At 63.3% G+C, this 25,713-nt stretch carries 21 protein-coding genes; 13 read left to right on the forward strand and 8 right to left on the reverse strand.

Translation table 11 applies throughout. The features are described from left to right. Positions 1 to 50: 50 nt before the first annotated feature. The 3 genes from ACJJV2_RS04710 (at position 51) to ACJJV2_RS04720 (ending at position 3,306) form a co-directional block, all read left to right on the forward strand. The gene (locus ACJJV2_RS04710) at positions 51 to 1,310 is read left to right on the forward strand and encodes a D-amino acid dehydrogenase (RefSeq protein ID WP_043331286.1); all 1,260 of its coding nucleotides are present in this window, start codon (positions 51 to 53) and stop codon (positions 1,308 to 1,310) included. Between the two features lie 156 nt (positions 1,311 to 1,466). Continuing rightward, on the forward strand, positions 1,467 to 1,850 hold the full coding sequence (locus ACJJV2_RS04715; protein WP_043331285.1) for a RidA family protein: 384 nt from the start codon (positions 1,467 to 1,469) through the stop codon (positions 1,848 to 1,850). Positions 1,851 to 2,079: 229 nt separating this feature from the next. After that, positions 2,080 to 3,306, forward strand: coding sequence for a LysR family transcriptional regulator (locus ACJJV2_RS04720; protein ID WP_405278591.1), 1,227 nt, complete (start codon positions 2,080 to 2,082; stop codon positions 3,304 to 3,306). A 145-nt stretch (positions 3,307 to 3,451) separates the two neighbouring features. Here the strand turns inward: ACJJV2_RS04720 and ACJJV2_RS04725 are convergent, their stop codons facing one another. From ACJJV2_RS04725 to phhA, 3 genes are all read right to left on the reverse strand, one after another. Next, positions 3,452 to 4,645 (reverse strand): amino acid aminotransferase, encoded by a 1,194-nt coding sequence (locus tag ACJJV2_RS04725; protein ID WP_107336286.1) that lies wholly within the window; start codon positions 4,643 to 4,645, stop codon positions 3,452 to 3,454. Between the two features lies 1 nt (position 4,646). Then, positions 4,647 to 4,985, reverse strand: coding sequence for a 4a-hydroxytetrahydrobiopterin dehydratase (locus ACJJV2_RS04730; RefSeq protein ID WP_054555480.1), 339 nt, complete (start codon positions 4,983 to 4,985; stop codon positions 4,647 to 4,649). An 89-nt stretch (positions 4,986 to 5,074) separates the two neighbouring features. Next, positions 5,075 to 5,956, reverse strand: coding sequence for a phenylalanine 4-monooxygenase (phhA, locus tag ACJJV2_RS04735; protein ID WP_405278594.1), 882 nt, complete (start codon positions 5,954 to 5,956; stop codon positions 5,075 to 5,077). Positions 5,957 to 6,383: 427 nt separating this feature from the next. Here phhA and ACJJV2_RS04740 point away from each other — a divergent pair, with 427 nt between their 5' ends. The 4 genes from ACJJV2_RS04740 (at position 6,384) to ACJJV2_RS04755 (ending at position 10,980) form a co-directional block, all read left to right on the forward strand. Next, the gene (locus ACJJV2_RS04740; protein WP_405278596.1) at positions 6,384 to 7,937 is read left to right on the forward strand and encodes a sigma-54-dependent transcriptional regulator; all 1,554 of its coding nucleotides are present in this window, start codon (positions 6,384 to 6,386) and stop codon (positions 7,935 to 7,937) included. 344 nt (positions 7,938 to 8,281) lie between these two features. Beyond that, complete coding sequence (locus ACJJV2_RS04745) at positions 8,282 to 8,803, forward strand: MarR family winged helix-turn-helix transcriptional regulator (RefSeq protein WP_052384225.1); 522 nt, start codon at positions 8,282 to 8,284, stop codon at positions 8,801 to 8,803. Continuing rightward, positions 8,800 to 9,867 (forward strand): HlyD family secretion protein, encoded by a 1,068-nt coding sequence (locus tag ACJJV2_RS04750; protein WP_131432486.1) that lies wholly within the window; start codon positions 8,800 to 8,802, stop codon positions 9,865 to 9,867. Before ACJJV2_RS04745 ends, ACJJV2_RS04750 begins: the two co-directional genes overlap by 4 nt. Positions 9,868 to 9,876: 9 nt before the next feature. Continuing rightward, complete coding sequence (locus ACJJV2_RS04755; RefSeq protein ID WP_405278599.1) at positions 9,877 to 10,980, forward strand: DUF2955 domain-containing protein; 1,104 nt, start codon at positions 9,877 to 9,879, stop codon at positions 10,978 to 10,980. A 46-nt stretch (positions 10,981 to 11,026) separates the two neighbouring features. On the opposite strand, the gene cfa is transcribed toward ACJJV2_RS04755, so the two are convergent. Together cfa and ACJJV2_RS04765 are read right to left on the reverse strand one after the other, a co-directional pair. Further along, complete coding sequence (gene cfa / locus ACJJV2_RS04760) at positions 11,027 to 12,205, reverse strand: cyclopropane fatty acyl phospholipid synthase (protein ID WP_405278601.1); 1,179 nt, start codon at positions 12,203 to 12,205, stop codon at positions 11,027 to 11,029. A 513-nt stretch (positions 12,206 to 12,718) separates the two neighbouring features. Beyond that, on the reverse strand, positions 12,719 to 13,096 hold the full coding sequence (locus ACJJV2_RS04765) for a hypothetical protein (protein ID WP_043331278.1): 378 nt from the start codon (positions 13,094 to 13,096) through the stop codon (positions 12,719 to 12,721). Positions 13,097 to 13,511: 415 nt separating this feature from the next. Between ACJJV2_RS04765 and fdhA the strand changes: the two genes are divergently transcribed. Beyond that, entirely contained in the window at positions 13,512 to 14,720 is a 1,209-nt protein-coding gene (fdhA, locus tag ACJJV2_RS04770; RefSeq protein ID WP_054555477.1) for a formaldehyde dehydrogenase, glutathione-independent, read from the forward strand. Between the two features lie 231 nt (positions 14,721 to 14,951). Continuing rightward, the gene (argE, locus tag ACJJV2_RS04775) at positions 14,952 to 16,190 is read left to right on the forward strand and encodes an acetylornithine deacetylase (protein WP_405278604.1); all 1,239 of its coding nucleotides are present in this window, start codon (positions 14,952 to 14,954) and stop codon (positions 16,188 to 16,190) included. A gap of 40 nt (positions 16,191 to 16,230) precedes the next feature. Here argE and ACJJV2_RS04780 read toward each other — a convergent pair whose 3' ends face one another. Continuing rightward, positions 16,231 to 17,169 (reverse strand): LysR family transcriptional regulator ArgP, encoded by a 939-nt coding sequence (locus tag ACJJV2_RS04780; RefSeq protein ID WP_192837592.1) that lies wholly within the window; start codon positions 17,167 to 17,169, stop codon positions 16,231 to 16,233. Between the two features lie 135 nt (positions 17,170 to 17,304). Here ACJJV2_RS04780 and ACJJV2_RS04785 point away from each other — a divergent pair, with 135 nt between their 5' ends. Together ACJJV2_RS04785 and hppD are read left to right on the forward strand one after the other, a co-directional pair. Further along, positions 17,305 to 17,910, forward strand: a complete 606-nt coding sequence (locus ACJJV2_RS04785; protein WP_043331275.1) for a LysE/ArgO family amino acid transporter — start codon at positions 17,305 to 17,307, stop codon at positions 17,908 to 17,910. Between the two features lie 358 nt (positions 17,911 to 18,268). After that, the gene (gene hppD, locus ACJJV2_RS04790; RefSeq protein WP_405278606.1) at positions 18,269 to 19,348 is read left to right on the forward strand and encodes a 4-hydroxyphenylpyruvate dioxygenase; all 1,080 of its coding nucleotides are present in this window, start codon (positions 18,269 to 18,271) and stop codon (positions 19,346 to 19,348) included. Between the two features lie 126 nt (positions 19,349 to 19,474). Here hppD and ACJJV2_RS04795 read toward each other — a convergent pair whose 3' ends face one another. Further along, a complete protein-coding gene (locus ACJJV2_RS04795; protein WP_043331273.1) occupies positions 19,475 to 19,963 on the reverse strand; it encodes an Lrp/AsnC family transcriptional regulator in 489 nt (162 codons plus the stop codon). Between the two features lie 557 nt (positions 19,964 to 20,520). Between ACJJV2_RS04795 and ACJJV2_RS04800 the strand changes: the two genes are divergently transcribed. Beyond that, positions 20,521 to 22,245: a 2-isopropylmalate synthase gene (locus ACJJV2_RS04800; protein WP_405278608.1), complete on the forward strand. Its 1,725-nt coding sequence runs from the start codon at positions 20,521 to 20,523 to the stop codon at positions 22,243 to 22,245. A gap of 457 nt (positions 22,246 to 22,702) precedes the next feature. Next, positions 22,703 to 23,893: a sodium/glutamate symporter gene (gene gltS / locus ACJJV2_RS04805; RefSeq protein ID WP_043331271.1), complete on the forward strand. Its 1,191-nt coding sequence runs from the start codon at positions 22,703 to 22,705 to the stop codon at positions 23,891 to 23,893. A gap of 237 nt (positions 23,894 to 24,130) precedes the next feature. Here the strand turns inward: gltS and ACJJV2_RS04810 are convergent, their stop codons facing one another. Then, positions 24,131 to 25,627, reverse strand: a complete 1,497-nt coding sequence (locus ACJJV2_RS04810) for an SLC13 family permease (RefSeq protein ID WP_405278610.1) — start codon at positions 25,625 to 25,627, stop codon at positions 24,131 to 24,133. Between the last annotated feature and the right edge of the window lie 86 nt (positions 25,628 to 25,713).

Below are 25,713 nucleotides of genomic sequence, written 5' to 3' on the forward strand. Positions count from 1 at the left end.
CGCCTGTCATTTGCCGTGGGGCGCGGCTTGCAGTCATGGGGTAGGCCAACATGAAGATTCTTGTACTCGGTAGCGGCGTCGTCGGTGTCACCAGTGCCTATTATCTGGCGCGTCAGGGGCATGAGGTCACGGTCGTCGACCGTCAGGCCAGCCCGGCGATGGAAACCAGCTACGGCAACGCCGGTCAGGTCTCCTTCGGCTTCTCCTCGCCGTGGGCGGCGCCGGGCATTCCGCAGAAAGCCGTCAAGTGGATGTTCCAGGAGCATGCGCCGCTCAAGATCCAGCCGCGCATGGACCCGCAGATGGCCAAGTTCATGGTCAAGATGTTCGCCAACTGCAACGCCGACCGCTATGCCGTCAACAAGGAGCGCATGGTACGGGTCTCCGAGTACAGCCGCGCCTGCATCAACGCCCTGCGCGAAGAGACCGGACTGCGCTACGAAGACCGCCAGAAGGGGCTGTTGCAGCTGTTTCGTACCCAGGCGCAGGTCGATGCCGTGCAGAGCGACATGAAGGTGCTGGCGGGCTGTGGCGTGCGCCATCAGCTGCTGGACGCCGACGCCTGCGCCACGGTGGAGCCGGCACTGACCCGCGTGCCGGGCAAGTTCATCGCCGGCCTGCACCTGCCGGATGACCAAACCGGCGATTGCCATCTGTTCACCAACCGGCTGGCGGATTACTGCCGCGACACCCTGGGCGTCAATTTCGTCTTCAATACCACCATCCAGCGCATCCAGCGCAGCGGCAGCCGCATCGAGAAGGTCATCACCGACCGTGGCGAGATGACCGCAGACAGCTACGTGATGTGTCTGGGCAGCTACTCGCCGTTCCTGGCGCGTGATCTGGATCTGGATCTGCCGATCTATCCGGTCAAGGGCTACAGCCTGACCGTGCCGATCATCAATGCCGATGCCGCGCCTCAGTCCACCGTGATGGACGAGACCTTCAAGGTCGCGCTGACGCGCTTCGATGACCGCATCCGCGTCGGTGGCACCGCCGAGCTGGCCTCGTTCGATCTTTCCTTGATCGAGAAGCGCCGTGCGACCATCAACATGGTGGTGCGTGATGTATTCCCGGAAGCCGGTGACTATGCGCGGGCGGAATTCTGGGCCGGCCTGCGTCCGATGACGCCGGATTCCACGCCGATCATCGGTGGCACCAAGTACGACAATCTGTGGTTGAACACCGGACACGGCACCTTGGGCTGGACCATGAGCTGCGGCAGTGCGAGTCTGTTGGCGGACCTGGTGGATGGTCGCAAGCCCACCATCGACCCCAACGGTCTCAGTCTTGGTCGCTACGCTGCCTGATGCTCAGAGCAGTGTCTGTGTCTGTGACCTGAAACTCAGAGCAGTGTCTGTATCAGTGTCAGTGGCTGCGCCAGGGTCTGCCAGGCAGTGCGTACTGCCGTGTAGTCGTCTTTTTTCGAGTGTCTCTCCGTCAACTGATTGAACAAGGAATTGCGCATGACCAAGCAGATTATCTCTACCGAGTCCGCACCGGCTGCCATCGGCCCGTATTCCCAGGCGGTGCGCACGGGTAATCTGGTGTTCCTGTCCGGCCAGATCCCGCTGGACCCAGCGACCATGGAAGTGGTGGAAGGCGGTTTTGAAGCCCAGGCAGACCAGGTGTTCCGCAATCTCAAGGCGGTGTGTGAAGCCTCCGGTGGCAGCCTGGATCAACTGGTCAAGGTCAATCTGTTCCTGACCGATCTCAGCAACTTCGCCGTGGTCAACACGCTGATGGAGCAGTACTTCAGCCAGCCGTATCCGGCGCGTGCGGCCGTCGGCGTCAAGGAGCTGCCCAAGGGCGTGCTGTTTGAAGCAGAAGGTGTACTGGCACTCTCCTGATCGCTCGTTCTTTGTCGCTCTGATCGACCGACTGGCGCGATCGATGCCTTGTCTCTCACTCCCCTCGCTGATTCATCAGCGGGGGGAGTGTCGTTTCAGGGGTCGTGACGTCCTGTAGGCAGCTTGAGCGTGACATTTGGCGCCAGCATGATTAGCGTAAGGCTAAATGAGCCAGCGACCAGCGCTGGCTCTCGGAGCATCGCGGACGAACCCTTCAAGGAGCAACACCATGGCGCAGTCAGACACAGGCACCCGTGAACCCGGCATACGGCTGCGTCAGCTGGAAATGCTGTGGGCGGTGATCGAGTGTGGCTCGATGAAAGGCGGTGCCGCACAACTGGGGATCAGCGTGCCGGTGGTCTCGCGGGGCTTGGCACAACTCGAGCAGACGCTGGGCTATTCGTTGTTTCTGCGCGAGGGTGGCAAGCTGGTGCCGACCCCGGAAGCCGAGCGCCTGACGCCATCACTCGCCCGGATGTTCAGCGCTCAATCCGAGCTCAGGCGACTGGCCTTCGGGCCGGGCAGCGGCAAGCGTCCGCGTCTCGTGCTGGCAGTCACACCTGGTCTTGAGGCCTTCAGTGCCGGTTGGCTGACACGCATCGCGGCCAGTGAAGCCTTGAGTGAGTGGCTGCCAAGCCTGGAAGTGCTCGAGGTGTCACAGCATGATCTCGCCATCCGCGAGGGGCGGGTCGCGATGGCGGTGAGCCTGGAAGCACCGCCGGAGCCCCAGGGCGGCAAGCGTGCCAAGACGGCAGCGGCACGCGCCCGCGAGCTCAAGGCCAGCCTGCGTCAGCGTGCGCGCGAGGAGACGACACTCATCGAAGGCGATGACGACGAGGCAAAGCCTACCGCCAAGGCTGCCATGCCCGAGCTGGGGGATACGCCGGAGTTGCCGTTTGACGTCGAGGATGATGCGCACAATGCCGAAGGGGCCGCTTCCCGCAGCGGGACAAGTGAAGAGGCCAGTGACGAGGCGCAAGCCGAGGCACCGCCCGCGCTGAAGCTACCCTTGATGCTGCTGTGGCCCTCACGCTGGCCGCTGCTGGACAAGCCGCTGACCCTTGCACGCCTCAATGAACGCCCCTTCGTCGACCTGCCGGAAACCAGCAGTCAGGGGCGCTTGATTCGTGGGCTGCTCAAGCGTGAGCGCGTGACGCCAGCGAGTCTGCTGGAAGTCGCCACGCCGGCCAGCGCCGGGCGTCTGGCGCGCTCGGGCAGTGCCGCCACCATCATTGATGCGCTGTCAGCGCTGCAGGTGCTCGAGGATGCCAGAGGCGACCTGATCGGCCTGCCGCTCTCGATGCGCAGCGAGCGCTATCTGGAGCTCAAGTGGCAGTTGCCGACGGCCGAGGAAGGGGAGTCGCTGCACGCGGTGCAGGCCCTGCTGATCAGTCTGCTCGAAGAGGAGGTGGCGGCGAGTCTTGCCCGCTTGCCGCTGGCGGACGAGGAGGGCTGATCGGCTGATGGCGCAGGCGCCTGGCGGAAGCCTTGCCTCAGAGTAGAGATCAGGTCAGACAACAGGCCGGACAACCGACCATTCAAGAAAAACCCCGCCGATTGGCGGGGTTTTTCTTGTCTTTCACGACAGCACTCGTTCGGGCTCAGCCCTTGACGACGGTCGCGATGGCCTTGGCCACGTAGGGCAGGTTCTCGGTGGAGAAGCCGGCCACGTTGGCACGCCCGGAGCGCACCATGTAGATACCGAACTCGTCACGCAGGCGATCGACCTGTTCCGGCGAGAGGCCGGTGTAGGAGAACATGCCACGCTGTTCGGCGATGAAGGCGAACTGCTCATCCAGACCATACGGCTTGAGTGCCTCGACGAAGTCACGACGCAGGCCGTTGATGCGCTCACGCATCTCGGTCAGCTCGCTTTTCCACTCGCCACGCAGGGTGTCGTCCTCGAGGATATCGATGACCACCGCACCGCCATGTGCCGGCGGATTGGAGTAGTTCTCGCGCGCGGTGATCGCGGCCTGGGAGCGCACGTCGAGCATGCTCTCCTCGTCCTTGGCGATCAGGATCAGGCAGCCGGTGCGCTCGCAGTAGATGCCGAAATTCTTGGAGCAGGAGCTGGTGATGATGGCTTCATCGACATTCTCGGCCAGCAGGCGCACGCCGTAGGCGTCTTCTTCCAGGCCGTCACCGAAGCCCTGGTAGGCGAAGTCGATCAGCGGCATCAGCTTGCGCGCCTGGACGACTTCCAGCACCTGGTCCCACTGCTCGCGGCTCAGATCGAAACCGGTCGGGTTGTGGCAGCAGGCGTGCAGCACCACCACGTCACCTTCCGGGATGGTCTTGAGCGTCGCCAGCATGCCATCGAAGTCGAGGCGGTTGTTCTCGTCGACGTAGGGGTAGTTGTGGCGCGTCACGCCAGCGGCGTCGAAGATGCCCAGGTGGTTCGGCCAGGTCGGGGTGGACAGCCAGATATCACGTCCCTTGAGGTTGCTGGCGATGAAGTCCGCGGCCAGACGCAGGGCACCGGTACCGCCGGGCGCCTGGGTGGCGCTGGCGCGATTGGCGGCCAGCACCGGCGACTCGGCGCCCAGCACCATCGGCAGTACGACCTTGCCGAAGCGCGGGTCGCCGTGGGAGCCGATGTAGGTCTTGGTGACTTCATTCTCGACCAGGCGGTTCTCGGCCTGCTTGACCGCACGCATGACCGGCGTATTGCCGTTCGCATCGCGATAGACGCCCACGCCGAGGTCGACCTTCTGCGGGTTGGTGTCGTTGTTGAAGGCTTCGATCAGGCCGAGGATGGCATCCCCGGGTACACGCGCAATCTGCTCGAACATCTTATTTCGCTACCTCGTCGGTTCTGGCGGCCATGATGAAATCGTTCTTGTGCAGACCCTTCATCTCGTGGGACCACCAGGTCACGGTGACCTTGCCCCACTCGGTGAGAAGTGCCGGGTGGTGCCCGACTTCCTCGGCAATCTCGCCTACGCGATTGGTGAATGCCAGTGCCTGCTTGAAATTGCGGAACGTGAAGCACCGTTCCAGTTGCATGATGCCATCGCGATTGAGCAACTGCCACTCGGGAATGGCGGTCTTGAGCGTCTCGATGTCGCTATCGCTGACCTTGGGCGCATCGAAGCTGCAGGCTTCACAGGACTGTCTGGCGAGTTCGGTCATGTCACTATCTCCGGCTTGAGGAAAGAGGGGACTGGTGAAAAGGCGTACCCCTTGGGGCAAGGGCGTCTGTGCGATCAGCGCCGGTGCGATCAACGTGGTGCGAAGCGCGGCGTCTTGAGGCCGAGAGCCATGGCCTCGTGCACCAGTGCCATGATGTCGCGGCTGGCGAGTTCATGCAGGTCGTCCAGTGACTCAAGGACATAGTAGAGCGGCTGCAGGATGTCGATGCGATACGGGGTGCGCAGTGCCTCGACGGCATCGAAGGGCAGATGCTCGGGGCGCTCGAGACTCTCCGCAAGCTCACCCAGGGCGTAGCGGGTCTCGCGCGGCGAGGAGATGATGCCGCCGCCGTAGAGGCGCAGCGCACGGCTGCCATCGGGTTGAGTCTCGCGCAGCATGCCGAATTCCACCGTCATCCAGTAGAGGCGGGCCAGATAGACGCGCTCTTCCTTGCTGGCGGCGAGGCCGAGGCGTCCGTAGGTGGCGGTGAATTCGGCGAAGGCGGGGTGGGTGAGCATCGGGCAGTGGCCGAAGATCTCGTGGAAGATGTCCGGCTCCTGCAGGTAGTCGAGTTCTTCCGGGGAGCGGATGAAGGTGGCGACCGGGAAGCGCCGCTCGGCGAGCAGCTCGAAGAAGCGCGTGAAGGGGATCAAGGCCGGCACACGTGCGGTTCGCCAGCCGGTGGTGGCCTCGAGGACACGATCGATCTCGCCAAGCTGGGGGATGCGGTCCTCCGGCAGGGCAAGGCGCTCGAGCCCTTGCCGATACTCGCGACAGACACGCCCCTCGACAAGCGCCATCTGGCGCGCCATCAGTGTCTGCCAGGTAGAGTTCTCCTGATCGCTGTAATGGATCCTGCCCCGGGCGTCCGGCTCATGGGCCACGTAGCGGGTGCCCTTGGCCTTGGCTTGCGAGCCGGGCTGAGCTTCCTGGGATGTCTGTGGCCAATGACGACCCTGCGGTGCGTTCATGCAACCTCCCCAACCAGATGGCGGCGCTGCCGAGCAGGCTGCCGTGTTGTCATTATGGCGTACATGCCAGTCCTTGCATGTCGATGACAACGCTAGGCCTTGTCGGGTGGCGTTGACCAGTGGTCAGGCGTGGCTCTGCGCCGCAGATAACGCTGCGATGGCGCGTGTCTTGTCACATAATTGTGACACTGGAGCGGTAATCGGGCGCATCCTGTGCCATTCGGGCGTTCATGTACTGCTGTGTCGCCGTCTTTTGTAAGGAATGCTTTACGACGTTTTTGATAACGCTTACGTTAACGTCACTCAGCCGCCCGTCGCGAAGCTGTCCGTCGCTAAGACGCCCGTGACTCGAGTGGCGCCGCCAGGCCGGCGACACCATTTCGATGACAATGCCTACAAGAATTCCAACGACAATGCCGAGAACGCCATGCGCCTCAAACTGACCTGCCAGAATCGAATCGGGATTCTGCGCGACATCCTGGCCCCCTTTGCCGATTACGGCCTCAACGTGCTGCGCGGTGAGGTCGGCGGGGAGGCCAACAACTCCATCTATCTGCATGTGCCCAACATGCTGCGCATGCAGCTCTCGACCCTGAAGCCGACCCTCGAGGAGATTCCCGGGGTCTTCAAGGTCAGTCGCGTCAGTCTGATGCCCACCGAGCGACGCCATCTGGAGCTCAATGCACTGCTGTCATCGCTGTCAGACCCGGTGATGTCCATCGACATGGACGGGCGCGTGGTGGCGGCCAATCGCGCGGCGGGCAAGTTGCTCGGGGTGCGCATCGATGAGGTGCCGGGGCTGGCGCTGACGCGTCACGTCCAGGATGTCGACCTGCCGGAACTGATCCGGCGCAACAATGCCCGCGTCAATGGCCTGCGCCTGCGGGTGGGGGAGGAGACCTTCCTCGCCGATATCGCGCCACTGCACACCGAGAACGAGGATGTCGCCTCGCTGGCGGGCGCCGTGGTCACCCTGCATCGTGCAGACCGCCTGGGCTCGCGTATCTATCAGATCCAGCGCACCGAGGTGCGCGGCTTCGAAGCGATATTCCAGGCGAGCCGTCAGCTGTCGGCGGTGGTCAAGGAGGCTCGCCGCATGGCACCGCTGGATGCGCCACTCTTGATCGAGGGTGAGACCGGCACCGGCAAGGAGCTGCTGGCGCGAGCCTGCCACCTGGCAAGTTCCCGCGGCCAGGCCCCCTTCATGGCGCTCAATTGCGCGGGGCTGCCGGAGTCGATGGCCGAGACGGAGCTGTTCGGATACGCCCCGGGTGCCTTCGAGGGCGCACGGCCGGAGGGCAAGCTGGGCCTGCTCGAGCTGACCAGTGGCGGCACCATCTTCCTGGATGAGGTCGGCGAGATGAGTCCGCGCATGCAGGTCAAGCTGCTGCGCTTTTTGCAGGACGGCGGTTTCCGGCGTGTCGGCAGCGATGAGGAGACCTTCCTCGATGTGCGCGTGATCTGCGCCACTCAACAGGACCTGCCGGCACTGTGCAGCGAAGGGCGCTTCCGCCACGATCTCTTCCATCGCCTCAATGTGCTGTGTGTGCAGATTCCGCCGCTCAGGGAATGTCTGGATGGGCTCGAGGAGCTGGCGCGGCATTTTCTCGAGCGCGCAGTGCGTCAGATCGGCGCTCGCGTGCGGGATATCTCGCCCGAGGCCATGGCGCGCCTGCAGGGCTATCACTGGCCGGGCAACGTGCGTCAGCTGGAGAACGTGCTGTTCCAGGCCGTCTCGCTGTGCGATGGAGAGGTGATCGAGGCGCAGCATCTGCGCCTGACCGGTGAGGCGCGTGATGAGGGGCTCGACAACATCGACCTGACCGGCAGTCTGGGCGATATCCATGACGAGGTCGAACGGCGCATCCTGGCGCATCTCTACCCGGAGTATCCGTCCAGCCGATTGCTGGCCAAGCGCCTGGGGGTCTCGCATACCACCATCGCCAACAAGCTCAAGCGTCACGGCATCGCGCAGGAATGACCGGCGGCGCAGGTGATGGCGGGACAGAAGAGATAGCAGGGCGAGAGGAAAGCAGACGAGCAGCAAAAGGAGATAGAGGAGAAAGAGGAGAAGGGGAAGAAGACAAGTCAGAAGACAGAAGCGCAGAGGCGCTTAAATGCGTGTTTGAATATCGGAATTGGTGAATTGTTTTGCTCGCTAATAAAGGGTATGATTCTCATATTGTTAGCAAGCTAATATAGATGGCGTCTGATATCGGCGGCAACAGCCGCCCTGACGCCGCACCAATCAAGGCTCTCGTGGGTCTTCCGCTCAGTACCGATGAGGGGGAGTGTCATGGGAGCCTTCATGTCGAGAGATGATACATGAACGCACATTCTCCGGGGACGGATTCGACACAGGAAATCCCGTTTCACGAGCAGATCAAGCCCTCGCTGGGTGGCCAGGTCGGCCGGGTCCACCGTCTCTGGCGCACCGCCATCACCAGCGCGGTGCGTAGCCTGGACATGACGGAATCGCGCTGGACGGTCATGGTCCATCTGGAAAAGCTCGGCGAGGGCTGTACCCAACAGATGCTGGCCAGCGAGCTGGGCATCGAGATGCCGTCGCTGACGCGTACCCTCAACCAGCTCGAGGCTCAGCAGCTGATCGCGCGCGTGCCGCACGAGACCGACAAGCGGGCGCGTTGCCTGTGGTTCACCGAGCAAGGCCGCCAGTGCCTGACACAGTTGACGGAGCGCATCGAGCGAGTGCGTGCCGAGCTGTACGTCGGCTTCGATGACGAAGCGCTCAATGCCTTCGCCCGCACTCTGCTCCAGTTTGAAGACAATGCCAGCGCCAGCATCGCGCGCTCCCAGGCTGAATATCAGCGGAGTCGTCAGGGGTGACATCCGATCAGCGCTTTCGGCGCTGGGTGCGGGGAGCCTTGCTGATCGCCGTATTCAGTTTCGTGTATTTCCTGATCGCGGACCTGTGGATGCCGATGACGTCCCAGGCGCGCGTGATGCACCCGGTGGTCAGTGTGGCATCGCGGGTCAGTGGTCGTATCGATGAGGTGCTGGTCCACGACAACCAGCATGTCGAGGCAGGCGATGTGCTGTTTCGTATTGATGCAAAGCCCTATCAGTTGGCCGTGCAGCAGGCGGAGCTGGCGCTGGAAGCCGCCATTCAGGCCAATCAACAGCTGGATGCCTCGATTCTGGCGGCCAAGGCGCAGCTCGAGCAGAGCCGTGTCAGCGAGGAAGAGCAGCGGCTGGAGATGGCGCGCGTCACGCGGTTGATCAAGTCGCACAGCATCTCGCGCCAGCAGTACGATCAGACACGTGCCAGCTATCAGGGCGCGCAGGCGACGGTCAGGGCCGATCAGGCCGATCTGGCAGCGCTCAAGGTGCAGCGGGGCCTGACGGGAGACGATAACCTGAGCCTGCGCCAGGCGCGCAATGCGCTGGAGCAGGCGCGTCTCGATCTGGCCTATACCGAGGTGCGCGCCCGCGAGGCCGGGACGGTGTCCAACATGCAGCTGGTGGCCGGTGCCTACGCCAGCACCGGTCAGGCGCGGCTGGCCATCGTGGCCGATCGTGCCGATGTCATTGCCGACTTTCGCGAGAAGTCTCTGTCACGCGTCGCGATCGGCGATCAGGCAAGCATCATCTTCGATGCGCAGCCGGGGCGGGTCTTCACGGCAACGCTTTCATCGCGGGATTCAGGCGTACAGGCGGGTCAGCTCAACGCCGATGGCTATCTGGCCGCCCCCGAGGACAGCGATCGCTGGGTGCGTGATGCCCAGCGCATGCGCGTCCATCTCGTGATGCCGAGGGCTCATGGCCTCTCGCTCAGCCAGCTGCCGACCGGCTCGCGTGCCACCGTACAGCTGTTCCCCGTGGCTGGGCTAGCCAGCTGGCTGGCGCATGCCCAGGCGCGTGCGGTCAGCCTGCTGCATTACATCTATTGAGGCGGCGGCATGTTGGCGAATGCATTGCGAGACCGGCTGTCCCGTCTGTGGACACGTGGCGAGACCTTGCCGCGCGTCGAGGGTAGTGAGCCACTCCTGAGCGAGAACGATGTCCAGCAGTGCCTGCGGATCGCCTTCGGCGGCACCCTGGGCTTCGTGCTGCTCAAGTGGATGGATTGGACCTACGGCACCTTCTTCGTGGTCAACCCTATTCTGCTGCTGGCCCTGGTGCCGGTACTGAACGCCTCCATCGCGCGGCAGTTTCTGGCCAGCGTCTTTCTCAACAACGCCTTCACCCTCGTCGTGCAGGGCCTGTTCGGTGACAACCCGGCGATCATGTTGCTGCTGGTGCTTGGCATGCAGCTGGTGCTGTTCAACTGCATGAGCCGCGGGCCATTGTTCCTGTTCGGTGCCCTGAGTGTGGTCGGCATGCATGTGCAGCTGAATTTCGCCAGCTACCCGAGCACGGATATCAGTGATCTGGTGTGGTGCAACTTCGTCGGTGGCGGCACCACGCTTTCGATCGTGGCCCTGATGCATTACTGCTTCCCGGACAAGGCGCCGCGTCAGCCACCGTCACGCCCCGCCAAGCCGCCATCCAATCGCCGTCACGAAGTGCTGTTGACCACCGCGGTGGCGATGGTGGTCTATGTGATGTTCCAGGTGCTCGATCTGAGCGATTCGCTGTCGGCGCAGATCGCCTCGATCCTGATTCTCTTTCCGATGAACTGGTTCGGTGCCATTCAGGCCAGCATTCGGCGCGCCGCGGGTACGTTGGTGGGCTGCAACGTGGCGGTGGCGATCCAGCTGGTGTTGATGACGCACTATTCGTTGCTGTGGCTGGTAGCGCTGGGGCTCTGGCTGAGCTTGATGCTGTTCGCGCGCCACCATGTTATGGAGCGGGTGGGCTCCGGTGCGGGTCTGGGCGCCATGACCACCATGGCGATCCTGTTTGGCCAGTACATGTCGCCCGACAAGGACCTGATCTACAGCGCGCTCTACCGCACCAGCTCCGTGCTGGTCGCGGTCTGCAGCGCGATGTTGCTGATCTACCTGATGCATGCGCTGCTCAATCGTTTTGCGGCGACGCGTCTGATTCGCCCCGCCGCTTGAGGCAGTCGTTCCCGGTCGAGATTGTCGCCGCCCCGCGAGCGGCGGATCAGCGTGGCGCGTCGTAGCGCCCTGCGGTGCCGTGGGTGAATACCACCTGCCACAGCTGCAGCTGGCGGGCGCGGAAGGCGCCTGCGCAGGCGCCGAGATAGTACTCGAACATGCGCTTGTCGCGCGGTGAGTAGGTATCGGCCAGCTCATGCCAGTGCTGGTCGAGATTGGCGCGCCACGCCATCAATGTCGGGTCATAGTCGGCGCCGAAGTTGTGCCAGTCCTCCATCACCAGATGCGCTTCGCTGGCGCGTACCAGCTGACTGGCGCTGGGCAGCACGCCATTGGGGAAGATATAGCGGTTGACCCAGGGGTCGGCCGAGATATCGCTCTGGTTGGAGCCGATGGTGTGCAGCACGAAGCGTCCGCCGGGGCGCAGCAGGTGCGCGGCATGGGCAAAGTAGGTGGCGTAGTTCTTGTGGCCGACGTGTTCGAACATGCCAATCGAGGCGATGGCATCAAAGCTGCCCACCGTGCGCCGGAAGTCGGAGTCGCGATAGTCCTTGAGCAGGATTTCCACCGGTAGCCCTGCGCAATGCTCACGCGCCAGCGCGGCCTGCTCGGCGGAGATGGTGATGCCGACGACCTCCACGCCGTAATGGCGCGCGGCGTAGGCGGCAAGGCTCCCCCAGCCACAGCCGATATCCAGCAGGCGCATGCCGGGCGCCAGCCCCAGCTTGCGGCACACCAGATCCAGCTTGGCCTGTTGCGCCTTGCCCAGGTTCTCCGCGCTCACCGGCAGGTCTTTCCAGTAGCCGCAGCTGTAGCACAAGGTGTCATCCAGCATGCGCGTGAAGAGGTCATTGCCGAAGTCATAATGCACCTTGCCTACCACGCCGGCGCGGCGGCGGCTCTGCAGGTTGATCACTCCGGCCTGCAGTCGATAGGCGATGCGCTCGCTGGTGGTGTGGGCGCGGCTGCCCAGGCCATGTCGCAGCAGGCGACAGATCATCTCGTCGATCTGCTCGCAGTCCCACCAGCCTTCCATGTAAGCCTCGCCCAGCCCCAGGCTGCCTTGCTGCAGCACTCGCCGGAACAGGTCTGGATGGCGAACGCGAATGTCCCAGGGATCGGGCCCGTTGAGTCTGACGCCGGAACTTGCCAGCAGATGTTCGACGGTGCGTCGATGACGGGTGTCGGGGAGTGCAACGGGGGCCAGGCGTTGTTCGATACTCATGGAAAAGCCTCCTTGACGGCGCGCGGGCGCAGAGAGTCCTGATGGGTTCGTCATGGCGTATGGCAGTGATCGACAGTCCCCGGGCGATAGGGCTGTCGAACGTCTCGCATGGCAATGCGCGAGCTTCATGCAGCGAGGTGCATGCAGCGAGGTTGCAAGTACAGCGTCCGAGTCGCCACTGGCGTGCCAGCCGGGTGGGGGGGCTCTCTCTTCACCAGTTTCATATGGCGATCAGGGGCGGCGCTGGGACAGCTTTCGTCTCAGCATAGTCAAGAGTCGTCTAATGCGGTGACGCAATAGACTGATTTCTGGGGAAACCGAAGGTTGCGTCCTCGAAACTCAGGCACCGCAGTGGCGGTTTTCCGGGGTTCTCTTCGGGTGTCGGAACGCAAGAAAGCCGCCCCTGGGGGCGGCTTTCTGATGGATGCTGCGCTTTCGCTTTCGCCGTCGTTGCGACTTTCGCTTTCGCGTTCGATCGCGCTGTCAGGTCACGCTACCTGACGGGGGAATGCCTCAGCGGCAGCGCACGGTCCAGACGACCTTGTAGCCTTCGCCTTCATGGGTGGCGGCAGCCATTTCGGTGTCTTCATTGACGGTGCCACCTTCCAGCTGGTCATTGCCATCGGCGGCCTTGGCGGTGGCGTCGTGCGGGCCGAAGACGCGCGAGTCGAGCACATCGTACTTGTCGCGGTCCTGCTCTTCACACACCTCGAGCGCGCGTTCCTTGACCTGTGCGATGGCATCATCGCGGTCTTCATCGACGGCGCTGACTTCGTAGCGCGTGTCCTGCTTCTCGATCACGCTGGTGTTGCCGCAACCGGCGATGAAGGCGGAACCGACGAGGGCCAGGGTCATGCAGGAATTGCGCAGGGCGTTGGATGTCAGGGTCATGATCTCTCCTTGAAGTGTCTTTCAAAGCTGTCGTAAACGGGCTCGGGTCGCAATATCTGTCGTCAAGATGACGCTGACATCAGTACTGGGGGGTATGGGCGCGTGCTTCAAGTGTCGAGATGCATCGACGCTGGCTGTCGCCTGCCGCCAACAGCAGAGGCGCGGAGGCACTGGCGAACGGGCTTGCGGGCAACCGAAGTGACACTTTGGTCGTGAACTGTCTCATTTAGGCATGTCGATGCCTCATCTGGACAGCCAGCCTGTGACAACTGACCTAGTCTGCATAAGCCCTACCGGTTGGACGCCACCGACCGGGGGCTGGTGGCCGATGCAGGAAAAGTGACGGGCGGCGCAAGCCAGCTTGTCTGCCTGTCGCCGGCCACCTGCCAAACCCCATGCCAGCCAGGAGCACGTCATGTCAGCCAATGCCAATCGCGGAGTCGTATACCAGGGAGCGGGGAAGGTGAGTGTCGAATCACTGGACTATCCGACCCTGGCGCTGGGAAATCGCAAGTGTGAACACGGGGTCATTCTCAAGGTCGTCTCGACCAATATCTGCGGCAGTGATCAGCACATGGTGCGTGGCCGCACCACGGCGCCGCAGGGCCTGGTGCTGGGCCACGAGATCACCGGTCTGGTCGTCGAGGCCGGGCGCGATGTGGAATTCATCAAGGTTGGTGACATCGTCTCGGTCCCCTTCAACATTGCCTGCGGCCGCTGCCGCAACTGCAAGGAAGGCAAGACGGGGATCTGTCTGAACGTCAATCCGGCGCGTCCCGGCGCGGCCTACGGCTATGTCGACATGGGCGGCTGGACTGGCGGTCAGACAGATTACGTCATGGTGCCCTATGCCGACTTTAACCTGCTCAAGTTCCCGGATGCCGACCAGGCGATGGAGAAGATCCGTGATCTGACGCTGCTGTCCGATATCTTCCCCACCGGCTTCCACGGCTGTGTGACCGCGGGTGTCGGGCCGGGCTCCACGGTGTATATCGCGGGCGCCGGGCCGGTCGGGCTGGCGGCGGCCGTGTCCGCCCAGCTACTGGGGGCGGCCTGTGTCATCGTCGGCGACATGATCCCCGAGCGTTTGCAGCAGGCCGAGAGCTTCGGCTGCGAGACCATCGATCTGCGTCAGGAAGGCTCGATGGAAGACAAGGTCGAGGTGATTCTCGGCGAGCGCGAAGTGGATTGCTTCGTCGATTGCGTCGGCTTCGAGGCGCATGGCTGTGGTTGTGACCACGGCCGCGAGCAGCCGGCCACGGTGCTCAACTCGGCGATGGCGCTGACGCGTGCCGGCGGCCAGATCGGCATTCCCGGGCTTTATGTCACCGAAGACCCGGGCGCCGAGGATGAGGCCGCCAAGGTCGGGGCGCTGTCGATGCGCTTCGGGCTGGGCTGGGCCAAGTCCCACTCGCTGCACACGGGCCAGTGCCCGGTGATGAAGTATCACCGTCCGCTGATGCAGGCGATCCTGTTCGGGCGCGTCAATATCGCCGATGCGGTCAATGTGCAGGTCATCAGTCTGGAAGAAGCCCCGCAGGGCTATGCGGACTTCGATGGCGGCGCTGCCAAGAAATTCGTCATCGACCCCCACGCCATGGTGCGCAACGGCCGTGCCGCTTGATGCCATCACGGCCTGAATCCCGCCCGTAGCGGAGTTCTGTCGCCACAGACGACGCCGCCACGCCCTCTGATCGGGTGTGGCGGCGTCGTCTTTTTTGAAGCGTGCCTGCCAGTCGGATGTTGCAGTCAGGCCCTTGTTGTCGAAGAGGCGCTGCGCTATACCGGTGGGCATATGAGGCCAGCGCGCTGCGTATGGTGCTCTCCGCTCTGATGTATCTGCACAGGAATGCCCATGTCCGCTTCAGCGTCCCCCATCGCCAATACCGCCAGCCTGATGCCGCAGCACGCCGATTTCTCCGACTGGCCCAACAGCCGCGACTGGCTGGCGCACTTGGTCAGCTTCAATACCGTGTCGCGCGAGTCGAATCTGGCGTTGATCCATTGCCTGCGCGACGCCCTGGAAGTGGTCGGCGTCAGTGCCGAGGTCATCCACAATGATGGCGGCGACAAGGCCAATCTGCTGGCGGTGATCGGGCCGGAGGTCGAGGGCGGCGTGGTGCTCTCCGGGCACACCGATGTGGTGCCAGTTGAGGGCCAGGCCTGGGACAGCGATCCCTTCACGCTGCGTGAGGCCGAGGGTCGCCTTCATGGGCGCGGTTCCGCCGACATGAAGGGCTTCATCGCCTGCTGCATGGCGGCGGTGCCGGCGCTGGTGAATGCCCAGCGTGCGGGCACGCTGAAAAAGCCGGTGATTCTTGCCTTCTCCTATGACGAGGAGATCGGCTGTCTGGGGGCGCCGCGCATGATCGCGCGCCTGCGTGACCGCCTGCCGCGTCCGGCGGCGGTGCTGGTGGGCGAGCCGACCATGATGGCGATCGTCGATGCCCACAAGGGCATTACCGATCTGCGCACCACGGTGACCGGCAAGCCGTCGCATTCCAGCCTGGTCTATCAGGGGGTGAGTGCCATCCATCTGGCGGCGCGCATAGTGACCTTCATCGAGGACCGCATGCAGGCGCGCATCGACTGCGGTCATCTGGACGAGCGCTTCGATGTGCCTCACGCCAGTCTGCATGTCGGGCGCATCGAGGGCGGCACAGCGGTCAACATCACCGCCGGGGAGTGCATCTTCGACTGGGAGCTGCGCCATCTGCCGGGCGAGGATGTCGAGGCGATGCTGGCGGAGATCGATGCCCACGCCGAGCGTCTGGTCGCTCCCTATCGGGAGCGCGCGCCAGAAGTGGCGATTCGTAGCGAACGCACGGTGGAAACGGTGCCTTCACTCGGGCATGGCGATCGGGACCCGGCCATTCGCCTCTGCCAGCGCCTGCTGGGCGATGAGCGGGCCAGCGAGGCCGTGGCGTACACCACCGAGGCGGGCCAGTTCCAGAGCGAAGGCTGGCCGACGGTGGTCTGCGGGCCAGGCTCCATCGGGGTCGCGCATCAGGCCAACGAGTATATCGAGCTCAGCCAGCTGGCGGCCTGTGATCGCTTCCTGGCCCAGCTGGTGCGTGAGCAACAGGGCGGCTGAGGCTCCTGTGTTGGGCCTGATGCACGACTGAAGCGTGCTCTCACAGCATGCCGGGGCGGGGCGTCTCCTGCTCCGGCATCGGGCGCAATACCGTGGCACATTCCCGCAGCAGGTGGTCGGTGAGCTTGTCCAGCGTGCTGCCGCCGTGGCGCCAGTGATGCCAGTAAAGCGGCACATCCAGGGCATGGTTCGGCGCGATATCCACCAGCTCACCACTGGCCAGCAGATGCGCCGCCTGCTGCTCGGGAATCATGCCGTAGCCCATGCCGCTCAAGGCCAGGCGCACGAAACCCTCCGACGACGGGCAGAGATGGTGGGGGAAGGGCTCATCGAAGCCCATGGTCGACAACAGCCGGTGTTGCAGGCGGTCATCACGGCCATAGACGATGGCGGGCATGCTGCGCAGGGTCTCGGCCGGCAGAATGGGCGGGATGGCGTGGCCTTTCTTCGCGATATGGCGCTGCACGAAGTCCGGGCTGGCCAGCGCCCGATAACGCATGCTGCCCAGCGGGTGGGAGCGCGCCCCCTGCACCGGACGCGGCGTGGCGCAGATGCAGCCCGCGACTTCTCCATCGCGCATGCGCCTGAGCGCCACTTCCTGATCCTCCACCAGCATGTCCAGCAACAGGTCACGCTCGCGACAGAAACTGCCGGTGACGGTCGGCCACCAGGTGGCCAGCGAATCGGCATTGATGGCGATGCGCAGTCGCTGCTCGCTCTCGCCGAGGGCGGGAATCTGGTCGAGCAGATCATGCTCCAGCAGACGCACCTGCTGGACATGATTGAGCAGGCGCCGCCCGAGCGGTGTCGGCCCCAGCCGCGGTGTACGCACCAGTACCGGCTGCCCCAGCCGTGCCTCCAGCAACTTGATGCGCTGCGAGACCGCTGACTGCGTCAGCCCCAGTGCTCGCGCCCCGCGTTCAAAGCCCGCCTGATCGATGACGGCTGCCAGCGCCTCCAGCAATTTATAGTCCAGCATCAGTATTCCTTATGATCCATTCCATGAATCAATTTCCTTGATGGATTCATCCTAGCGTACTCTGCCTGCCTCAGCACTGACAGCCGTGGCAGACGTCGTCAGTCACGGCAACGACACGACGAAAGGACAGGCGATATGTGGTGGTCATTCTTCAATGGGGCAGGGGTAGGCGCAGGCTTGATCATCGCCATCGGGGCGCAGAATGCCTTCGTGTTGGGACAGGGGCTCAAGCGCGAGCATCAATGGTGGGTGGCGGGGCTCTGCGCGCTGTGTGATGGCGTGCTGATCATCGCCGGCGTGCTCGGGCTGGGCGCGCTGATGCAGCAATCGCCGCTGTTGATGAGCATTGCCCGCTGGGGAGGGGTGGCGTTTCTGCTCTGGCAGGCACTCAAGGCGTTGGGGCGCATGCGCACTGGTGGCCAGCTGACGGCGAGCAACGCCCTCAAGGCCAATCTCGGCAAGGTGCTGGCGGCAACCTTGGCCGTCACGCTGCTCAATCCCCAGGTCTATCTGGATACGCTGGTGATGCTGGGCGCGATCGGCGCGCAGCAGCCGTCCCCGCAAAGCTTTATCGTCGGGGCGAGCCTGGCCTCCTTCGGCTGGTTCTTCGGTCTGGTGGCATGTGCCGGTTGGCTGGCGCCACGTCTGACCAGTCCGCGTGCCTGGCAGGTCATCGAGGCCTTCATCGCCACGATTCTGCTGTGGGTGGCCTGGCAGCTGGGCAGCGGTGCCTGGCTCTAGCGACCAACGCAAGACGGGCAAGAGGCAACGGCAGGCGAGACGCGTCGATAGGTGTAAAGAAAGCATGACGCAGTGTCAGGCGCTGGCGGCAGTGGGAGCGCCCCGAGTGGGCAGTGTCGAGATGGCCGTCAGCGCCATGGCAGGGTTTCGTTACATGTCTGGCGTGAGGGGAGGCCGGACACGGCACCAATGAGGGCGCAAGGCGAATGGGCAGGGCGGCAGGCAAGGCATAGATTTCCGATAACGGAATCGGGACACGACAGGTGATCAGCGCGATGCGTTCGCCTGTCGTGAAGGATGTTGCCCGCCTTTTCTCTACCTTGCCTGCCTTGTCGGCAGCCTGACTCAGGAGCCCCTCATGAACGCACCGGCGCGTATCGAACAGCACAATCCCATCGGCACGGACGGCTTCGAGTTCGTCGAATTCACGGCCCCGGATGCGGCCGGCATCGATGCCCTGCGCAAGTTGTTCAACCAGCTCGGATTTACCGAGACCCGTCGCCATCGCTCCAAGCAGGTGTTCCTGTTCCAGCAGCACGGCATCAATGTGGTGCTCAACGCCGAGCCGAACAGCCCGGCGGCGGAATTCGCGGCGATTCACGGCCCGAGTGCCTGTGCGATGGCCTGGCGCGTGGCGGATGCCGAGCAGGCGCATCGCTACGCCCTGGCGCACGGTGCGCGCAGCGTCGAGCATCCGGTCGGGCCGGGCGAGGTAGGCATCCCCGCGGTGCAAGGCATCGGCGGTTCGGTGCTGTACTTCGTGGACCATCACCGCGAGCGCTCGATCTACGATACCGATTTCGTCGCCATCGACGGCGCAATCGAGAATGCCAACAGTGTCGGCCTGCATACGCTGGATCACCTGACCCACAATGTCGGGCGTGGCCAGATGGATGTGTGGGCCGACTTCTATGCGCGTATCGCCAACTTCCGCGAGATCCGCTATTTCGATATCGAAGGCAAGATGACCGGGCTCTTCTCGCGCGCGATGACGGCGCCCTGCGGCAAGATGCACATTCCCATCAACGAGTCAGCGGATGATGACTCCCAGATCGCGGAGTTCATCCGCGAATACCATGGCGAGGGTATCCAGCATCTGGCGATGGCGACGGATGATATCCAAGCCACCGTCAAGGCGCTCAAGGCCAATGGCGTTACCTTCCTGACCACGCCGGCCACCTATTATGAGAAGGTCGATGCGCGGGTGCCCAACCACGAAGAGAATGTCGAGGACCTCAAGGCATTGAACCTGCTGGTCGATGGCGCGCCGGGGGAGGGCATTCTGTTGCAGATCTTCACCGAGACGGTGATCGGGCCGATCTTCTTCGAGATCATCCAGCGCAAGGGCAACGATGGTTTCGGCGAGGGCAACTTCAAGGCGCTGTTCGAATCCATCGAGGAAGACCAGATCCGCCGCGGCATCATCAGCGCCGAGTGATCCACCCATTCCGGCACGCCCTGATCAGGGCGTGATCACGATGGCATCTTCAGCAACACGAAAGCCCCGCCGGTGATAGCCGACGGGGCTTTCGTGTTGCTGAAGTCTTGATTCAGGCAGTCAGGCTCAGGAGGTTGTCGGGACGCGCTGGTGATCGATCACCTGACGCAGCACGAAGCTTGAATGCACGCCGGTCACCCCCTCGATCCGCGTGATCTGCTTGAGCAGCAGGTCGTGATAGTCATCCATGTCCTTGACCACCACCTTGAGCTGGTAGTCGGCTTCCTGGCCGGTGATCAGCAGGCATTCCATCACCTGAGGCAGCGAGGCGATGGTGTCCTCGAAGTTGGTGAAGCGCTCCGGGGTGTGGCGGTCCATCGAGATATGCAGCAACGCCATCAGGCTGAGTCCCAGCTTGCGGGCATCTATCTGGGCGCGGTAGCCGGTGATCATGCCGCTTTCTTCCAGCGCACGGACACGGCGCAGGCAAGGCGACGGTGACAGGCCAATGCGCTCCGCGAGTTCCTGATTGCTGATGCGACCCGAGTGCTGAAGCTCGTCAAGAATGCGACGGTCGAAGCGGTCCAGTGTCGGGAGAGGAATATTCTGGCTCATTTTCGCAATCCATTAGCGGTGAAGATGTGAATGGTGAAATAATCTGCTTTTAAGATGGCGATGTCATGTGGTTTTCGCAATCGTCCGCCCTGATATGCGGCATATACTGTAATCACTGCTCAGCGATGAAGACGCCCGTTCGAGTCGTGGCTGTCGCATGACACGACGCACGACACGAACGACAGACCTGAGCAGGATGAGCCACCGGCGCTGGCGACACGCCTCTTGCAACCGGTGAACGCGGAACGCAGTCGGCTTCTGATCGAAGCGAGGCTGCCGAAAGAGCTCTGGTGGTGATCCCACCGTCCTTCTCTCCGCGCTGGAGACCGTGATCCGGTCCCGGAGCTTGCGGCGGGCAGTGACGTTACGCTGCCCCCGACTTGCTTGCTTGCCCTGCTGACGGCAAGCTTTCGGATGCAAGGCCTTCACGCCTTCGACATCTCACATTTACTCAGGCGCCCCGATTGGGACACTGTTGAGTGCGAAAGGTGCCATCGATCTCCCGTATCGGGCCTCGATTGCCGGTTTTTCGCACCCAGACCGCCAAGGACACGACCATGACTGCTGCATCCACGCCAAGTGCTGCCTTCGACCACACCAAATATCGCCCCGTGACGCCTGTTGCACTGACCGACCGCCAGTGGCCGTCGCGTACCGTGACCCAGGCGCCGCTATGGGCGAGTGTCGACCTGCGTGATGGCAATCAGGCGCTGCTCGAGCCGATGACGGTCGAGCAGAAGAAGCTGATGTGGAAGCTGCTGGTCAAGATCGGCCTCAAGGAGATCGAAGTCGGTTTCCCCTCCGCCAGTCAGCTCGATTTCGACTTCGTGCGCTGGTTGATCGAGGAAGATCAGGTCCCGGAAGGCGTCAGTATCCAGGTGCTGGTGCAGGCGCGTGAGCATCTGATCGCGCGTACCTTCGAATCGCTGGTCGGCGCGCGTGATGCCGTCGTTCACGTCTACAACTCCACCTCCACCGTGCAGCGTGAGCGGGTGTTCGAGATGGACCGTGACGGCATCAAGGCCATCGCCGTCGAGGGTGCACAGCTGGTCAAGGACTACGCCGAGCGCTATCCGGACACCAACTGGGTGTTCCAGTACTCGCCGGAGAGTTTCACCTCCACCGAGATGGATTACGCCGTCGAGGTGTGTGAGGCGGTGATGGATGTCTGGCAGCCGACGCCGGAAAAACGCTGCATCCTCAACCTGCCGGCCACGGTGGAAGTGGGCCCGGCCAATCACTTCGCCGACCAGGTCGAGTACTTCATCAAGCACCTGAGCCGTCGTGACTGCGCGATCATCTCGCTGCACACCCACAACGACCGCGGTGGTGCCGCCGCCGCCGCCGAACTTGGCCTGCTGGCCGGCGCTGACCGCATCGAAGGCACCCTGCTGGGCAACGGTGAGCGTACCGGCAACATGGACCTGATCACCCTGGCGATGAACCTCTACAGCCAGGGCATCGATCCGGAGCTGGATCTCTCCAACCCGGACGAGATCATCCAGGTCTACACCGAGTGCACCAATCTGCCGGTTCACCCGCGTCACCCGTGGGTCGGCGAGCTGGTCTACACCGCCTTCTCCGGCAGCCACCAGGACGCCATCCGCAAGTGCCTCAAGAAGCAGCAGCCTGACGAGTCGTGGCAGGTCGCCTATCTGCCCATCGACCCGCAGGATCTGGGCCGCGACTTCCAGGCGGTGATCCGCGTCAACAGTCAGTCCGGCAAGGGTGGCATGGCCTTCCTGCTCGAGCGCGATCACGGCATCAGCCTGCCGCGCTGGATGAGCCTCGAGCTTGCGCCGCACGTGCAGAAGGCCAGCGAGCAGGTCAGTGGTGAGCTGTCCAGCGACCAGATTCGCGCGATTCTCGATGCCAGCTTCAAGCGTGAGGCGCCGCTGAGTCTCAAGGGCTATCGTCTGGATCGTGAAGGGGCCGAGCAGCTCACCGCGACGCTGGTCGATGACAAGGGCGAGCAGATCGCGCTGGCCGGCGAAGGCAACGGCGCCATCTCCGCCTTCATGGATGCCTGGCAGCGTCACACCGGTTCCACCGTCAGCGTGGTGGACTACGGTGAGCACGCCCTCGGCGAAGGCAGCGATGCCGTCGCGGTGGCCTTCGTGATGCTCAACCTGGATGGCAAGCGTGTCTGCGGCATGGCCGAGGATGGCGATACCGTGAGCGCATCGCTCAAGGCCGTGCTGTCGGCGGTCAATCGCGGCCTGGAAAGCAGTGCACGCAGCGAAGCGGAACGTGCCGAGGAAGCCGGTCCGGTCGCTGTCTGACGACAACACGCCTCATGCGTGACTGATCAGGGGCTTTTTTGCCTCTCTCGAGACCCTCGCTCATCAGAGCGGGGGTCTTTGCGTTTTGTAGCAGGGCAGAAGTTGCCCGGCTGGCGCTCACGCCCGCCGTTGCTGGGCTGACGCGGGCAGGCTTGCGTGGAAAATACGTGTCATGCTCGCCAGGCCGCTATAGACTTTTGTCTGATGTTGACGGCTCAGTCAACATCCGGGCTTGCACCGGTGCCCACCCTGCGTATCATCGCTGCACCCGCATAATGATAACGATCTGGTGGCAGACCGGATTCGAGAACACAACAATTCCAAGCGGTGCAAAGGCAAACCCCCTGATTGAAGAGATAATGGATGCGTCCCCATCCCTGCTCTGATCGGGCATCGCCAGTGCACCTCTCGTTCAGGAGGTCCGCTAGAACAACCCACAACTACTCATCGGTATCGCATGATTCAACTTGATGCTATCACCACCCTGTTGCTGGCGGCGCTTGTCCTCGTCGTTGGCCATCTGATCGTCGAGCGCGTGCGCGTGCTGCGCGAATTCAATATCCCCGAGCCTGTGGTCGGCGGCCTCATCGCTACCATCATCGTCACCGGCCTGCGCGGCCTGGGTTACGAGTTCCAGTTCTTCGGCGGTCTCCAGACTCCCTTCATGTTGCTGTTCTTCGGCTCCGTTGGCCTGTCGGCAGACGTTCGCATGATTCGTGCCGGCGGCAGCAAGCTGGTGCTGTTCCTCGCGCTGGTCATCGGTCTGCTCATCCTGCAGAACCTGCTGGGTGTCGGTGTTGCCAGTCTGTTCGGTCTTGATCCGGTACTGGGTCTGCTCGGCGGTTCCATCACCATGTCCGGTGGCCACGGTACCGGCGCGGCATGGGCCAACGTCTTCGCCGACGAATATGGCATCAATGGCGCGATGGAAGTCGCGATGGCCTGTGCCACCTTCGGACTGGTGTTCGGTTCCCTGATCGGTGGGCCGACGGCGCGTTTCCTGATCAATCGCATGAAGCGTGAAGGGCAGGACATCAACGCCCAGGTCAGCGATTCCGAATATGACGAGACGGAAGTCCAGCATCCGCTGAATACGTCCAATGCCCTGAAGACACTCTTCATGCTGCTGCTCGGGGTCGTCTGTGGCCAGCAGCTGCAGTCACTCACCTCTGGCACCGCCTTCTCGCTGCCGACCTTCGTGTGGGTGCTGTTCAGCTGTATCGTCATCGGCAACGTGGTGCGCGCCTTCGGCGACAAGCACCTCAATACCCACGCCGTGGATGTGTTGGGCAACATCAGCCTGTCGATCTTCCTGGCGCTGGCGCTGATGACGCTCAAGCTCTGGGATCTGGCCAACCTGGCACTGCCGATTCTGGCCATCCTGCTGGCACAGGTCGCGCTGGTGTTCCTCTACACCACCCAGGTCACCTTCCGCCTGATGGGCAAGAACTACGACGCAGCAGTCCTGGTCGCGGGTAACTGTGGTTTCGGCATGGGCGCCACGCCGACGGCGATCGCCAACATGCAGGCGGTCACGCAGCACCACGGGCCGTCGCGTCTGGCCTTCATCATTGTGCCGGTGGTGGGTGGCTTCCTGATCGATATCGCCAACTCGCTGATCATCAAGGGCTTCCTCGGCTTCTTCTGAACATGACAGCAGGTGTCATGATGAGAAGTCGCAGAATCTGCCTGGCATGAACGACAACGCCGGACTCCATTGGAGTCCGGCGTTGTCGTTTCGGGGGCTGAAGTTTCAAGGACGGAAGCTTCAAGGGCTCAGGCTTCAAGGGCGGTGAGAAGCTCGTCAGGCGCTTGTGCTCTCGCCCTCGTTCTCACCTTCGCTTTCACCTTCGCTCTCTTCCCGGCCCCGCGTCAGCAGCCTCATCTACACCCACAGTGCCACGATCAGGCCATAGGCCAGCAGGGTGACGACCACGGTACCGGCCAGGTTCAGGAAGAAGCCGGCGCGCATCATGGTCTGGATCTTGAGGTGGCCGGTGGCGAACACGATGGCGTTGGGCGGCGTCGCCACCGGCATCATGAAGGCACAGCTGGCCGCGATGGCCGCCGGCACGGTGATCAGCAGCGGATCGATGTCCAGTGACAGCGCCAGTGCCCCCAGCAGCGGCAGGAAGGCGGCTGCCGTCGCGGTATTGGAGGTGACCTCGGTCAGGAAGATGATCACCACGACCACGATGGCGACCAGGCCGATGAGCGGCAGCACGCTGAACATCGACAGCTGGCCGGCGATCCACTCGGCGAGACCCGAGCTCTTGATCACGCCCGCCAGTGCCAGACCACCCCCGAACAGCAGCAACACGCCCCAGGGCAGGTCACGCGCGTCTTCCCACACCAGCAGGCGGCGGCCGCGTGAGGTGCCGGAGGGAATGGCGAACAGGCCCACGCCGATGGCCATGGCGATGCCGGTGTCCGACAGCCAGGCAAGGCCCATCTGGTTGATCAGCGGACGGAACATCCACAGCAGGGCAGCCACCAGGAAGGCGACGCCGACACGTTTCTCGGCGCTGCTCATGGCGCCCAGTGCCTTGAGCTCACGGCTGATCATCTCGCCGCTGTCTGCCGTCTCGGACTTGAAGGAGAAGGGTGTGCGCGTCAGCCACCACCAGGTGATGGCACACATCGCGATGGCGACCGGCAGGCCGACGACCATCCACTGGGCGAAGCCGATCTCGATGCCTTGATCACTGGACAGGTAACCTGCCAGCAGGGCATTGGGCGGCGTGCCGATCAGGGTCGCGATACCGCCGAGGCTGGCGGAATAGGCGATGCCCAGCAGCAGGGCGGCGGCGTAGCGCTTCAGTTCCGGGTCATTGCTGTCGCGCTCGTCCTGACCACTGGACATCAGGCTGACCACTGACATGCCGATGGGCAGCATCATGATGCTGGTGGCGGTGTTGGACACCCACATGCTGATGAAGCCGGTGGCGATCATGAAGCCGGCGATCTGGCGGCGCGGCGAGTGGCCGGCAAGCTTCAGCGTATGCAGGGCCACGCGGCGATGCAGATCCCAGCGCTGCATGGCGATCCCGAGCAGGAAGCCACCGAGGAACAGGTAGATGGTCGGGTTGGCATAGGCGGCGGTGGTGCTCTTGATGTCGTCGATGCCAAGCGCCGGCACCAGCACGATGGGCAGCAGCGAGGTCACCGGAATCGGCAGGGCCTCGGTGGCCCACCAGGTGGCCATCAGCAGGGCCAGGCCGACGCAGAGCCAGGCGCTGTCCGGCATGTCACCCGGCGCCGGTGTCAGCCAGGTCAGCAGCAACAGGAGGGGTCCGAGTATCAGGCCGATGCGCGCCGCGAGTGGCGCTTGTGGCGGCGTAGTGGATTGATCAGCGGCGTGATCGGGAGATTGCTCAGGCATGTCGACTCCAGAGAAGCCGGTCGGCGACTGGCTTCCTCATCATGGTGGTCATCGTGTTGTTGGTATGGGTCATGGTAGGTGATGGC

Origin of the sequence: Cobetia sp. Ld8 (genome assembly GCF_045066615.1) — a bacterium.
Lineage (GTDB): Bacteria > Pseudomonadota > Gammaproteobacteria > Pseudomonadales > Halomonadaceae > Cobetia > Cobetia amphilecti.